The organism is Pseudomonas matsuisoli, assembly GCF_014647635.1.
GTDB classification, from domain to species: Bacteria; Pseudomonadota; Gammaproteobacteria; order Pseudomonadales; family Pseudomonadaceae; genus Pseudomonas_P; species Pseudomonas_P matsuisoli.
On record NZ_BMPO01000003.1, the window covers coordinates 151,283 to 164,779 of the forward strand.

General features: G+C 60.1%; 10 protein-coding genes. 2 read left to right on the forward strand and 8 right to left on the reverse strand.

What is annotated here, in order from left to right:
* Nucleotides 1–227: 227 nt before the first annotated feature.
* The 5 genes from IEY47_RS06975 to hexR form a co-directional block, all read right to left on the reverse strand.
* Nucleotides 228–1,571, reverse strand: coding sequence for a TolC family protein (locus IEY47_RS06975; protein ID WP_188982451.1), 1,344 nt, complete (start codon nt 1,569–1,571; stop codon nt 228–230).
* Complete coding sequence (locus tag IEY47_RS06980) at nt 1,568–4,654, reverse strand: efflux RND transporter permease subunit (RefSeq protein ID WP_188982452.1); 3,087 nt, start codon at nt 4,652–4,654, stop codon at nt 1,568–1,570. Before IEY47_RS06980 ends, IEY47_RS06975 begins: the two co-directional genes overlap by 4 nt.
* Nucleotides 4,651–5,784, reverse strand: a complete 1,134-nt coding sequence (locus IEY47_RS06985; protein ID WP_188982453.1) for an efflux RND transporter periplasmic adaptor subunit — start codon at nt 5,782–5,784, stop codon at nt 4,651–4,653. Before IEY47_RS06985 ends, IEY47_RS06980 begins: the two co-directional genes overlap by 4 nt.
* A 438-nt stretch (nt 5,785–6,222) precedes the next feature.
* Nucleotides 6,223–6,447 (reverse strand): PA3496 family putative envelope integrity protein, encoded by a 225-nt coding sequence (locus IEY47_RS06990; RefSeq protein ID WP_188982454.1) that lies wholly within the window; start codon nt 6,445–6,447, stop codon nt 6,223–6,225.
* Between the two features lie 102 nt (nt 6,448–6,549).
* Entirely contained in the window at nt 6,550–7,416 is an 867-nt protein-coding gene (gene hexR, locus IEY47_RS06995; protein WP_188982455.1) for a transcriptional regulator HexR, read from the reverse strand.
* Nucleotides 7,417–7,707: 291 nt separating this feature from the next.
* Between hexR and zwf the strand changes: the two genes are divergently transcribed.
* Nucleotides 7,708–9,180: a glucose-6-phosphate dehydrogenase gene (gene zwf / locus IEY47_RS07000; RefSeq protein WP_229779291.1), complete on the forward strand. Its 1,473-nt coding sequence runs from the start codon at nt 7,708–7,710 to the stop codon at nt 9,178–9,180.
* A gap of 97 nt (nt 9,181–9,277) precedes the next feature.
* Here zwf and IEY47_RS07005 read toward each other — a convergent pair whose 3' ends face one another.
* A complete protein-coding gene (locus IEY47_RS07005) occupies nt 9,278–9,589 on the reverse strand; it encodes a BolA family protein (RefSeq protein ID WP_188982456.1) in 312 nt (103 codons plus the stop codon).
* Complete coding sequence (locus tag IEY47_RS07010) at nt 9,586–10,092, reverse strand: DUF2059 domain-containing protein (RefSeq protein WP_229779293.1); 507 nt, start codon at nt 10,090–10,092, stop codon at nt 9,586–9,588. Before IEY47_RS07010 ends, IEY47_RS07005 begins: the two co-directional genes overlap by 4 nt.
* A 224-nt stretch (nt 10,093–10,316) precedes the next feature.
* Between IEY47_RS07010 and IEY47_RS07015 the strand changes: the two genes are divergently transcribed.
* Nucleotides 10,317–11,711 carry a class II fumarate hydratase gene (locus IEY47_RS07015; protein ID WP_188982458.1) on the forward strand — a complete coding sequence of 465 codons (1,395 nt, stop codon included), beginning with the start codon at nt 10,317–10,319 and terminating at the stop codon, nt 11,709–11,711.
* A gap of 255 nt (nt 11,712–11,966) precedes the next feature.
* On the opposite strand, the gene pap is transcribed toward IEY47_RS07015, so the two are convergent.
* Nucleotides 11,967–13,451, reverse strand: coding sequence for a polyphosphate:AMP phosphotransferase (gene pap / locus IEY47_RS07020; RefSeq protein WP_188982459.1), 1,485 nt, complete (start codon nt 13,449–13,451; stop codon nt 11,967–11,969).
* Nucleotides 13,452–13,497 lie beyond the last annotated feature (46 nt).

The window sequence follows — 13,497 nt, forward strand, 5'->3', positions numbered from 1 at the left end:
CGAGACGAGGCATTACAACAAGCGTCCAGCGCCGCTTGGTAGACCGCGCCGATCAATTCGGCGCGTCGGCCTTATCATTCTCGGGCGGGCATCTCTAAAAACGTAGGCGAGGCAGTCAGCGCAAGGGCTCGGCGCCCCCGAAAAAACAGGCGAGGGAGCGGAGTTTACTCGTGTAAACGAGCATTCCGAGCCTGTTTTTAACGCAGCGATGGCGACGCAGGTAGTTTTTAGAGGTGCCCTGGCGTGGGTGCCAGCCCGAGCGTGCGATAGATCTGCACCCAGCGCAGCATGACATCCGTCGAAGCCTGTACTTCGCTGAGTTGCGCGTCGAAAAGGGTGCGTTCGGCATCGAGCACTTCGATCAGCGAAACAGTGCCCGAATCGTATTGACGACGCGCGAGTTCGGTCGCATTCATCGAAGCACTCACCGCTCTGCCCAAGAGCCTTTGGCGCTCCAGACCTTGCGCGTAGGAAGCAATGGCGCTGCGGGTCTCTCGTAGCGCGCCGATCAATGACGACTGATACGCCAGCATCGCCTGCCGCTGACGTGCGTCGCTGGCTTCGATGGTCGCGCGAATCTGTCCGAAGTCCACCAACGGTTGCAGGATCTGCCCCGTCAATGACCACGCGGCGGGGCTCGTCCCCTGTTCGAAGCCGACCAGCCCGCCCAGCGTGAGCTGCGGAAAGCGCAAGGCGCGCGCTGCATTCAATTCCTCATCGGCGAGCAACATGCGCCATTCCGCGGCGCGTACATCCGGTCGGCTACGTAGGCTTGCAGCAGGCAGGTCGAGCAGCGCCAGGAGTCGTTCGTCTCCAGGTAGGTCAGACGTGACGACGGGCCCTGCGAGAATTGCATCGATCTCGGTTTGCTCGCGGTTGAGCAGGTACGCGAGGGTGTAACGCGCATTGGCCGCGCGCTCCCGCGCGACAGGTATGGCGGCGCGCGTGATATCCACCTGCGCAGTGAAGCGCTCGACATCGAAGCCGCTGGCAGTGCCCTGTTCGAACCGTATACGCGTGATGCGCGCCGTCTCGGCTTGAGAGTCCGCAGAACGCCGCGCGATGCGTTCCTCCCGCTGGGCCAGGCGATAGTCCAAGTAGGCGCCGGCAACGTCTGCGATGAGGCTGACGCGCAAGGCCCGGTAATCCGCTACCGCAGCTTGCCCCTCGGCTTCCGCCGCACGGCTCAGGGCGCGCAGACGCCCGAACAGGTCCAGTTCCCAGGCAAGATCGAGCCCGTAGAAATAATCTTCATCGTGACCGTCGCTCGCGCTCCGCCCATTTTCGTGGCTGCCGCTGATCGCCACCGAGGGCATTAGCTGACTCGAGGCTTGTCGTCGGTTAGCGCGCAGTTCGCGGATTCGCTCGGTCGCGGCGGCAAGATCGAGATTGTCGGCCAGCGCCAGGGAAACGAGCCGGTCGAGCGCGTCATCCTCGAAGTCTTCCCACCACCGCTGTGGCAATTGCGCGACCGCTTCATCCGGTAGCGCGGGCGGTAACGGCTCGGAGCGGCCCGCGCAACCGGTCACCACCAGCACGACGCAGATCAATGAGAGCATCCGTTTGATCATGCGCCCGCCCCTGCCGGCTCTGCGGCGTGTGGCCGGGTTTTCGCGAAATGACGGTCCATCATCAGGTAAATCACCGGCGTCGTAAGCAGCGTTAGCAATTGGCTGAACATCAAGCCACCCACCACCGCGACCCCGAGCGGTTCACGTAACTCGGAACCGGTACCGAAGGCGAGCATGAGAGGGAAAGCCCCCAGCGCCGCTGCCAGCGTTGTCATCAAGATGGGACGGAAACGCGTCATGCACGCCTGGTGGATCGCCTCACGCGGCGTCAGGCCCTGCTCCCGTTGCGCAGCCAGCGCAAAATCGATCAGCAGGATGCCGTTCTTTTTGACGATCCCAATCAACAGAATCAATCCGACCAGCGCCATGACCGAGAACGTAAGCCCCCAAAGCCAAAGCAGCAGCAGCGCGCCAATGCCCGCCGAAGGGATGGTGGACAGGATCGTGAGTGGATGGACGAGGCTTTCGTACAACACGCCCAGAATGATGTAGACGGCCACGAGCGCCGCCAGAATCAGCCATGGCTGTGAGGCCAGCGTCTGCTGGAACGCCTGAGCCGACCCCTGGAACGTCCCGCCAATCTCACCCGGCATGCCGATGTCACGTTGGATCTGGTGCAAGGCGTCCACGGCGTCGCCCAACGCGGCACCACCGGTGAGATTGAATGACAGATTCGCCGACGGCAGCATGCTGCTGTGATTGATCGAGACCGGTGCTGCCTTGCCGGGCTGGACGGTCACGAAGCTGCCGAGTGGAACCAACTGCCCGGTGGTGGGTGAGCGCAACTGGAACAAATCGAGACTTTGCGCTTGCTGGCGTTGGTCCCTGCTGAGCTCGAGGATGACTTGGTACTGATTCGACTCGGTCTGAATCTCATTGATCTGCCGCTGACCGAAGGCGTCATAGAGCGCGTTGTCGATGTCAGAGGCGTTGAAGCCGTAGCGCGACGCCGCGGCCCGGTCGATATGCAGCGGCAGCGTGGTCGCATCGAACAGCAGATCGTTACTCACGTCGGTAAACAGCGAATGCTCACGTAGCGCGTCCGTCAGTCGATCCGTCCATGTCGCCAGATCGTCCAGCGAGTTCGCCCGGAGGACGTACTGGTATTGCGCACGCGATGCACGCGAGCCGATGTTGATGTCCTGCGATGCCCGAAGGCTGACTTGAAGGTCGGGGATCTTCGCGAATTGAGGGCGCAGACGATCGATGATGTCTTCGACCGTCGCGCTGCGCGTATCGGGATCGCTCAACACGATAGCCAAGCCCCCCGTACTGTAGGTGCCGTCGTTACCGACATCGCTATTAAAGGCGATCACATCCGGATCACTCGTGAGTATCGCGTTGAGCTGCCGGTGTTTCTCCTTCATGGCGGCATAGGACACATCTGCCGACGCCTGCGTGGTGCCCAGCACGAAACCGGTGTCCTGCAGCGGGAAGAACCCTTTGGGAATGAAGATGAAGCCGGCGACGCTCAACGCGACGCAGCCAAGGAATACGGCGAATGTCGTCCGCTGGTGGTCGAGCGCCCAGACAAGTGCGCGCTCGTAGCCACCTAGGACTCGCCGCATGACTGGCCCTGGACCGGCGTGATGCGCCGGGCGATCCATGATCAACGCACACAGGGCCGGTGCGAGGGTCAGGCAGACCACGACCGAAATGAAGATTGCTGACGCCGCGCTCAATGCGAACTCTTGAAACAGCAAGCCGACATAGCCGCTCATGAAGAAGAGCGGAATGAACACCGCAACCAGCGACAGGCTAATGGACACGACCGTGAATCCGATTTCGCGAATACCCGTCAGTGCCGCTTCCACCCGCCCTTTCCCCGCTTCGAGATGACGGTGAATGTTCTCCACCACGACGATCGCATCGTCGACGATGAATCCCACGGAAATGATGATCGCCACCAGCGTCAAGTTGTTCAGCGATAGCCCCAGCAGGTACATCAACGCACAGGTTCCGACCACGGAAGTGAGCAGCACCGAGAAGACGACGACCGTCGCCGACCATTGCCGCAGGAACAGGGCCATCACACCGATCACGAGCACGACCGCGATGATCAGCGTGACCTCGGCTTCATGGAGCGAGGCACGAATCGTTCGGGTGCGGTCGTTGAGCACCTCCACCTGGAGGTCGGCTGGCAAGCCCGCCGTCAGCTGCGGTAGCGCCGCCACGACCGCTTCCGCGGTGCTCACGATATTGGCGCCTGGCTGACGCCGCACCACAAGGGCTACCCCTGGTTTACCGTTCGGTGTGGCCTCGCTGTATTCGTTTTCAACACCCTCGCTTACACGTGCAACATCGCCCAATCGCACGGCCGCACCATTGCGGTAAGCGATGACGAGGTCGGCGTAATCCTCCTCGGTGAACAACTGCCCATTGCTCTCCAATGTCGCGAGTCGATGCTGACCGACAATAGCGCCAACCGGTTGATTGCCACTGGCGCTCTGCACCGCCGCGCGAATATCCGCGAGCGTAACGCCAGCGGCCACCAGCAGCTCCGGTCGCGCCTGCACCCGAATAGCCGGACGGCGCAAACCGTTCGTACGGATCTCGCCGACGCCTTCGATCTGGCTCAATTGCCGCGCCAACGAAGCCTCGGCGTAATCGCTCACTTCTTGAGGCGAAAGGGTCTCGGAGCTGACGGCCAAGATCAGGATCGGCGAATCCGCTGGATTGATCTTGCGCCATGTCGGCAGCTCGGGAAGATCCGAGGGCAAACGCGACGACGCGGAATTGATCGCAGCCTGAACCTCTTGCGCTGCGGCATCGATATTCTTGTCGAGCTGAAATTCCAGGGTGATCTCCACTTCGCCAAGCGAGCTGGTCGAGGAGATGTCGGCCAATCCTGGAATGGAACTGAACTGAACTTCCAATGGCGTGGCGACCGACGACGCCATGGTTTCAGCGCTGGCGCCCGGCAGATCCGCGGACACACGGATCGTGGGCGCGTCCACCTCAGGCAAGGGTGCGAGCGGAAGTCGGGTGAACGCGATCACACCGCACAAGATCAAGGCGATGCACAACAGTATCGTGCCGATCGGATGCTCGATGCAGGTCGCATAGAAACCGCGCGTTCTCATGCGCCGGGCTCCGCCACGGACTCATCGCCGACACGCGAGACGGCTACGCCCGGACGCAGGCGCGCCTGCCCATCGACGACGACTTCATCGCCCACTTCGACGTTATCGATCACGGCAATATCGTCCGTTTGATGACGAACGTGAACGGCCTTAGTGACCGCCCTTCCATCCGTGACCAGCCAGACGAATGGGCCGTTGCTACCCTGTCGCAAGGCCCGTGAAGGCACCACGAGTGCGCCTTCTAGCACCTCGGCCTCAAGGGTGACGAGGACCGATTGGTCGGGCCACAGGCGTTCGTCGTCGTTATCGAAATGGGCGCGCACGCGGATGGTGCCGGAATCCACCGCAACCCGGTTGTCGATCAATGTCAGCCGCCCTTCGGCTATGGGCTGACCGCCATCCTGTGCGAATGCCTGCACCCGTGCACCTTCAGGCCGTGCCAGCATGCGTTGCAATTCGGGCAGTCGCGACTGCGGCAGGCTGGCCTCGACGCTGATGGGCTGTGTCTGCACAACCGAGAACAGTCCGGTGGTGTCGTTGGTGCTGACCACACTGCCTTCATAGGCGTTACGGATACCAACCCGGCCATCGGTAGGGGAAACGATCCGGGTATAGCTCATCTGAACCTGCGCTGCCGCCACTGTGGCCTCGCGGGTTGCCAAGGTCGCCTCCAACTGTGCGACCAACGCTTTTTGCTGGTCGAGCGTCTGGGCCGGCGCAGCACGATCGCGCACGAGGTTCTCGTATCGTTTCAGGTCCAAACGCGCAATGTTCAGCTCTGCCCGCGTAACGTTTCGTTCGGCTTCCGCCTGGCGCAGACTTGCCAGGATTGCGCGGTCGTCGATGCGCGCGAGTAGATCACCGCGCTTGACCACTTTCCCCTCGGTAGCCGGCAGTTCCACTAACATGCCGCCGACTTGGGGACGTATGTCGATACTGCGCAATGCGCGGACAAATCCGAGCGAGCGGATCAGCATGGGCACGTCGCGTCGCTCGACGCGTGCAACCTCTACGGGCACTGACGTATCCGCCGCGCTCGTGGGCTGAGGCTCACGCGTTATCCAGAAATAAACGCCGGCGATGACAGCTGTCAGCACGACGATAAACAAAATCATACGAACACGCGGCATTCATCATTCCTTTAACGATCAGCAGGACCGGTCCCGATCAAGCGGGTTTGATCCCGCTGCGGCACGGCGCCCGACCCATGAATGGCCGCGCGATCCGGATTTCCCTTGGAAAAGTCATCGACACAGCGCTGTCGGGCGAGTTCGACACAGCCCCCTGACCTGACACTCTTTACGGGTAGCCCACGTCCGGTGGCGTCGCAGCGGACGAAGGAAAAAGGAAGGTTGTATCACAGCTGCGTGAACGGAAAAGGCCGCATGTAAACGTGCGGCCTTTTTAGAATGTTACGAACTTTGCGTCATGGCGCAGCGAGCGTATCAAGAAAGCGGCGATGCTTAGCCGCGGGCGCATTTACAGCGATCATCGCTTGCAGGCTATCGAGGCGCTTCCGGTGCCGCAGGCGGCCCGCTTACGCTGGAAAAGCCCTGTGCGGGCCCAGATCAGCGTTGCGCTGCACCGGCATAACGGCCATGGTTCGATACTGCTTGGTAATTGGCAACGACCAGATCAGGGTAATCGGCCAGCTCGTGTTGCAGCTGGCGCTGCTCGGCGTAGCTCTCGATGGCTCGACGGAATGCCATGCGGCGCTGGTCTTCCATCTTGCGGCGCGCTTTGCGCTCATCATCCAGGCGAGCAACGGGTTTGGATGCGAATAGGTCTGACATGACGTCTCTCCACATAAGCAGGACCTTCAGCATCGGTGAGACGTATGACAGATCGATGCCAGGACTGTGAAGAAGACGTGAACCGGCCGCAGTACCAGGACGCTATTCGTCGATCGTCCTGATCGACTTTGGCGAGAGCCTCAAGCCACGGAGGCTGCGCTTGACGCTCTTCAGGTGATTGACGAGATTTGGCCCGCGCGCCATCGCGACGCCCATGGCCAGCACATCGATTACGACGAGATGCGCAATGCGCGAGGTCAACGGCGTATAGATCTCCGTGTCCTCCTGCACGTCGATGGCCAAGTTGACTGTCGCCAAATCCGCCAACGGCGTTTGTCCTGGGCATAACGTGATCAAATTTGCACCGACTTCCCGCACCAAGTGCGCCGTTGTCAGCAGGTCCTTGGAGCGCCCGGATTGAGAAATACACACAGCGACATCGGTAGGCTTGAGGGTTACCGCAGACATCGCCTGCATATGCGGATCGGAATACGCCGCGGCGTTGAGCAATAGGCGGAAGAACTTGTGCTGGGCGTCAGCTGCCACCGCTCCAGACGCGCCGAAACCGTAGAACTCGATGCGCTCGGCCTGGCGGCACACATCGATAGCGCGCTCAAGCGCTGTCGTATCGAGCTTTTCGCGAATCGCCATCAGTGTGTGAAGCGTGGTGTCGATGATCTTCATGCTGAAGTCCACGACCGCATCGTCTTCGTGAATGGCGAACTGCCCAAAGCTTGCCCCGGCAGCCAGGCTCTGCGCCAATTTGAGCTTGAGATCCTGGAATCCAACGCAACCAATCGCACGACAGAAGCGGACGATGGTAGGTTCGCTGACCCCTACGACATGCGCCAGATCAGCCATCGAGCTGTGCATGACTGAAGGCGCATCCGCCAGCACGTGGTCAGCAACCTTGAGTTCGGACTTGCGGAGTAGGTGGCGGGATTGGGCGATGTGCTGTAGCAGATTCACGGTGTCTGACTCGGCGATGCTACCTGTGGGGCCAAGGGCCTGTAGCGATCGTGTAGTTATACTACATGCCGACGTTCATACCTAAAAAAGACCGCCCTTAACGCGTTACAGCGCTATCCGTGGCACTGCAGGGCGTACTTGCGGTCGATTGATCGGGTACACGAGCCGTGAATATCAGCTCGGACGCCTATCGATAAAGTGCCATTTTCGTAGAAGCTGCCAGGAGCGAGGCCGCGCTCTGGAGCGACTCATCGACACCAGAAATGACTGGAAATAGCCCTCGGAGGTTTCGTGACGCGTCTTACGATAGCAACCACCTGCGACATTCTCGTCTTCGGCGGTACGGGCGATTTGTCCCTGCATAAACTGCTGCCTGCGCTCTATCACTTGCACAACGACGAGCGCCTGCCGGCAGACACGCGGATCTTCTGCCTGGCACGCCGAGAACTCGATGATGCGGCGTTCGAAGCGCTGGTGGAGCGCCATTGTCATGCGCACATCGCGGCCGCTGATCTCGACACCCAGGCGTGGCGCAGCTTCGTTTCACGCCTTAACTACTTGTCCATCGATGCGTCGCGCAGCAGCGATATCGACCGCCTCGCCAAACGGCTCGCGCACAGCGAGGGCCGGGTCATGGTCCATTACCTCGCTACGGCGCCCAATCTATTCGTTCCTATCGCACGCAACCTTGCGCAGGCGGGGCTGGCCGGGCCGGAGTCGCGCATCGTGCTCGAAAAGCCGCTCGGCCACTCGCTGGAATCGGCGCTCGACATCAACGCCGCCATCGGCGAGGTATTCGACGAATCCCGTATCTTCCGTATCGATCATTACCTAGGTAAGGAAACCGTGCAAAACCTCATGGCGCTGCGCTTCGCCAATCTGCTGTACGAGCCGACCTGGCGCGCTGCGTTCATTGACCATGTGCAGATCACGGTGAACGAAACACTGGGCGTCGAGACCCGCGGCGGTTATTACGATGGTTCAGGCGCCATGCGGGACATGGTGCAAAATCACCTGCTGCAACTGCTCTGCCTGGTCGCCATGGAGCCACCGGTGAGCTACAACGCCGACGCCGTACGCAACGAGAAACTCAAGGTGCTGGAGGCGCTACGACCTATCACCGGCCAGGACACCTACGATAAAACGGTGCGCGGTCAGTACGCCGAAGGCTCTGTCGGCGGGCGCGATGTTCCGGCCTATTACTTCGAAGAAAACGTGGACAACGACAGCGACACTGAGACGTTCGTGGCGATCCAAGCCGAAGTGCAGAACTGGCGCTGGGCCGGCGTTCCGTTCTATTTGCGCACCGGCAAGCGAATGGCGAAGAAAACGTCCGAGATCGTTATCCAATTCAAGCCGGTGCCTCACCACCTGTTCGGCACCGAAGGCCACGCTAATCGCTTACTCATCAGTATCCAACCCGAAGAGCGGATCACCGCTCAGATGATGGCCAAACGACCCGGCAAAGGCATGTCGCTGGAGCCGGTCGAGTTCGATCTGAACCTGGCAAATGCGTTCAAGCAAAGCAAACGCCGCTGGGATGCCTACGAGCGGTTACTACTGGACGTAATAGAGGGCGACTCGAAGCTCTTCATGCGCCGCGACGAAGTGGAAGCGGCCTGGCGTTGGGTCGATACGATCATCGAAGGGTGGGGGCAACACTACAAGCGACCCCGGCCCTACTCCGCCGGCACCAATGGACCCGAGCAGGCGAACCTGTTGCTACAGCGTAATGGGCACACTTGGCACGACAGCGAGCGCTAGGGTCACATCGTCACGCGGTGAACGGTGGAAGCCCTTCGGGATTCCACCCTACGAATGCACACCGGCAAACCAGATTGGACGGTCGGGTTGCCGCCGTTCAGCCCGCCAAATCATGCTTGCTGCCGCCACGGCAGGTCGGCGAATCCGGCGCTACGCCTTGGTCGGCCCATTCAGCAGCGGTATAGGTGTGTAACGCCAGCGCATGAAATTGGGTCATCAAATCGCCAAGTGTGGCGTAGACCTTCTGATGGCGCTTCACCCGGTTCAGCCCATCGAATGCAGGGCTTACGATTACGGCTTTGTAATGCGTTTCCTGGCCCCGGCTGTGCATATGGCTCTCATCCAGCACTTCCAGATGCAGGGGCTCCAGCGCTGCCAGCGCATTCAACAAACGCTCGCGCATGCTCATGGTTGCTTCTGGGCCGGCACGCCCAGCTCCTTGCTCATCTGTTCCATCAAGCCATTAACTTCAGGTACTGCTTTTTCGAGTCGAGCCTGGGCAATCTGCGCGGACTGGGCGTTCAAGGCGGGCAGTTGCTGCATGACCTTCTTGCCAAGTGGCGATTGATAGAAGGTGATCAATTGCTGAAGCTCGGCCTCGGAAAAATTGGTCGTGTACAGCTTCACCATGTCGGGTTTGATCTGATTCCAACCAACCGCCTTGTCCAGGGCGGTATTGGCTTTCGCCTGATAGCGCTCCAGAGTGGCTTTCTTGGATTCTGGCGCTTTGGCTTCCTCGAAGCGCTGCGCGAACATCTGCTGGACTTGCGCATAGACCGGCACGGTCAGCTTGTCCGCTTGGGCCAACTGAAGGAAGCGCTCTGCCTCGGCCTGATGGCTTCTTGCGTCGGCCCATGCACCGGTGCTGCCACCGAGTAGGCATAGCGCGAGAAGAAAGGGGCGATGGTTCATCGAGAACTCCTTACCGAGTGACATACAGGCCGGCCATTCTGCGCCGCGACGTGCACACGCTCAAGCATCCCACGCGTCAGCCGTTCGAATTTTCATGCAACTGCGCAAGCCTCGGGCAGGTCAGCTAACGGGAGAGATGGCAGTATTTAGATGCAACTATTTCTCATTCGCGAATCATCGAGTTAGACTCGACCTCCATTTTTCAATCGTCAGGGAGCCACCGAATGAGCCGTACAGAAAGCGATAGCCTGGGCCCGATCGAAGTACCGGAAGACGCCTATTGGGGCGCCCAGACTCAGCGATCGATGATCAATTTCGCCATTGGCGAACAGCCGATGCCGCTGCAGGTCGCCCATGCACTTGCGTTGATCAAGAAGGCAGCGGCACGCGTCAATGCGCGTACCGGAGCACTGCCCCCGGACATCGCACGACTCATTGAACAGGCCGCCGACGAGATATTGGCCGGCAAGCATAACGACCAGTTCCCGCTGGTGGTTTGGCAAACCGGCAGCGGCACCCAGAGCAATATGAACGTGAACGAGGTGATCGCTGGCAGGGCCAATGAATTGGCCGGCAATAATCGGGGCGGCAAGAGCCCCGTCCACCCGAACGATCACGTGAACCGTGGACAGAGCTCTAACGACTGTTTCCCAACCGCCATGCATATCGCGACCGTCAAGGCGGTGCATGAGCAGCTGTTGCCCGCGATCTCCGAACTGTCCGGTGGGTTGGCCGCAAAGTCCGCGCAGTACAGTGAATTGGTCAAGACCGGCCGCACTCACATGATGGATGCAACGCCTGTCACGTTTGGCCAGGAGCTGTCCGCATTCGTTGCCCAGCTCGATTATGCAGAGCGTGCAATCAGGGGCTCATTGCCAATGGTCTGCGAGCTTGCACAGGGCGGCACCGCAGTGGGCACCGGCCTGAATTCACCACAGGGTTTCAGCGAAGCCATCGCTGCGGAACTGGCCGCCCTCTCTGGTTTGCCGCTGGTCTCAGCGCCGAACAAATTTGCGGCATTGTCCGGGCACGAACCGCTGACGCACTTCTCGGGCGCGCTCAAGACGCTCGCGGTCGCGCTAATGAAAATCGCCAACGACCTACGTTTGCTGGGCTCAGGCCCGCGCGCCGGTTTTGCGGAAGTCCGGCTGCCTGCGAACGAGCCTGGCAGCTCGATCATGCCGGGCAAGGTCAACCCGACGCAGTGCGAAGCGCTTTCGATGCTGGCGTGCCAGGTCATGGGGAACGATGCGACGGTTGGCTTTGCGGCCAGTCAGGGGCACCTGCAGCTGAACGTCTTCAAGCCCGTCATCATTCACAACGTTCTGCAATCGATTCGCCTGCTCGCCGATGGCTGCCGCAACTTCAATGAGCACTGCATCGCGGGGCTCGAGGCGGACGAGGCGCAAATGGCTGCGCACCTTGAGCGGGGGCTGATGCTGGTGACCGCATTGAACCCGCATATCGGCTACGACAAGGCAGCGGAAATTGCGAAGAAAGCCTACGCCGAAGGCAAGACACTGCGGGAGACTGCAGTGGAGCTAGGCCACCTGACGAACGAGCAGTTCGATACGTGGGTGCGCGCCGAGGATATGCTCGCACCGGGCAAGGGTGAGTGATCCTGCAGTAATGGCCATTCACGAATCGATATCCTGTTGATTCATAAGGAACATCTGATCGTTATCGGTAACTCTTGTGGGAGCGAGCCGGGCTGCGACCAGCCATGCTCGCGATTGGTAATGGGCCGAGCACTAGCCCAAGCAGAATGCACCGATCCATCGCGGGCATGTCCCGCTCCCACCAGGGCTGAGCGGGTAACCATAAATTACGCTCATTGGACGCAATGCAGGCGGGCACGCCCTGCTCTTCTGCGTTCATCCCTTTTTCAACGCCCTCTCCAAAGCATCGTTGATCGTACGCAGCACTTTAAGGCGCGCGAAGCGCTTGTCGTTCGCCTCAATCAATGTCCACGGCGCGATGGCAGTACTCGTACGATCGACCATGTCATTCACAGCAGTTGCGTAGTCGTCCCACTTTTCGCGATTGCGCCAGTCCTCCTCGGTAATCTTGAACTGTTTGAACCGCGTCGCTTCGCGCGCTTTAAAGCGCTCTAGCTGGGTGTCCTTGTCAATCGCCATCCAGAATTTGACGACAACGACCCCGGCTTCCCGGAGCTGCTCCTCGAAGTCGTTGATTTCGCTATACGCCCGTAACCACTCAGCCGTTGAACAAAACCCCTCTACCCGCTCGACCAGCACACGTCCGTACCAAGACCGATCGAACACCGTGAACTTCCCGCGGGCGGGAATATGCCGCCAGAACCGCCACAGGTAGGGCTGCGCACGCTCTTCCTCGGTTGGCGCCGCCACTGGCACGATCCGATATTGGCGCGGGTCCAGCGCGCCGGATACACGACGTATGGCGCTGCCCTTACCGGCAGCGTCGTTACCTTCGAACAGCGCTACGAGGGCATGTTTCTTCATCCGTTTGTCGCGCATCAAGCGCGATAGCCGGGCCTGTTCATGCGTCAGCAGGCGTTTGTAATCGTCCTTCGGGACGGATTGGGTGAGATCGAGGCTGTCCAGCACATTCCGTCCATCGAGACTCGGGATCGGCGGCACTGCTTGGCGAACAGGCTGAATGCTGGTGCGATCCAATGCATGCTGCAAACCGTCGAGCAGCAATTGGCCGAACGTGAGACTTCGATAACGCTCATCCGCGCCCTCGATCACATGCCATGGTGCATGGTCGCGGCTCGTCGCACGCAACACGCGCTCACCATGTTTGACGAAACGCCCGTAGGTTTTGGACTGTTGCCAATCCAAGGGGCTGAGACGCCAGCTGTGCAGCGGGTCGTTCTTGAGGCTCTTCAATCGCGCGAACATCTTCTCGCGGGAGAGATGAAACCAAAACTTTAGGATCAGTGCGCCCTCGTCGCACAACATCTGTTCGAACTTGAGCGCCTGGTCGACGGCGTGATCCAGTTCGGCATTCTTGATGACGCCATGGACGCGGTTCTGCAGCATTTGGCTATACCAATTGCCGAAGAAAACGCCGGTCCTGCCTTTGGCAGGTAACCGCCGCCAATACCGCCACGCGGGTGGCCTCTCCCGCTCCTCTTCCGTCTTGATGTCGAACGTCTCGACCAGAATGAGCCGTGGATCCATCCATTCGTTGAGCAATTTGACGGTCTCGCCCTTCCCCGCGCCTTCGATCCCATTGATCAGGATGATCACGGGAAAACGCGCCTCGCGCTTCAGTTGGTACTGGGCCTCCAGTAGCGCCGAACGTAGGGCTGGCAGTTTCGCTTCATAGGTACTTTTGTCCAAACGATGACCAATTTCAGCGGTTTCGAACATTGAAACCCTTCCTCCGTTTCGTGTACACGTTTCGGGTTGGACCACA

What these genes read in the sequence shown, in the direction of transcription:
- IEY47_RS06975 (WP_188982451.1), bottom strand. Translation starts at nt 1,571, where the DNA reads ATGATCAAACGGATGCTCTCATTGATCTGCGTCGTGCTGGTGGTGACC.
- IEY47_RS06980 (WP_188982452.1), bottom strand. Translation starts at nt 4,654, where the DNA reads ATGAGAACGCGCGGTTTCTATGCGACCTGCATCGAGCATCCGATCGGC.
- IEY47_RS06985 (WP_188982453.1), bottom strand. Translation starts at nt 5,784, where the DNA reads ATGCCGCGTGTTCGTATGATTTTGTTTATCGTCGTGCTGACAGCTGTC.
- IEY47_RS06990 (WP_188982454.1), bottom strand. Translation starts at nt 6,447, where the DNA reads ATGTCAGACCTATTCGCATCCAAACCCGTTGCTCGCCTGGATGATGAG.
- IEY47_RS07005 (WP_188982456.1), bottom strand. Translation starts at nt 9,589, where the DNA reads ATGAGCATGCGCGAGCGTTTGTTGAATGCGCTGGCAGCGCTGGAGCCC.
- IEY47_RS07010 (WP_229779293.1), bottom strand. Translation starts at nt 10,092, where the DNA reads ATGAACCATCGCCCCTTTCTTCTCGCGCTATGCCTACTCGGTGGCAGC.
- IEY47_RS07015 (WP_188982458.1), top strand. Translation starts at nt 10,317, where the DNA reads ATGAGCCGTACAGAAAGCGATAGCCTGGGCCCGATCGAAGTACCGGAA.
- pap (WP_188982459.1), bottom strand. Translation starts at nt 13,451, where the DNA reads ATGTTCGAAACCGCTGAAATTGGTCATCGTTTGGACAAAAGTACCTAT.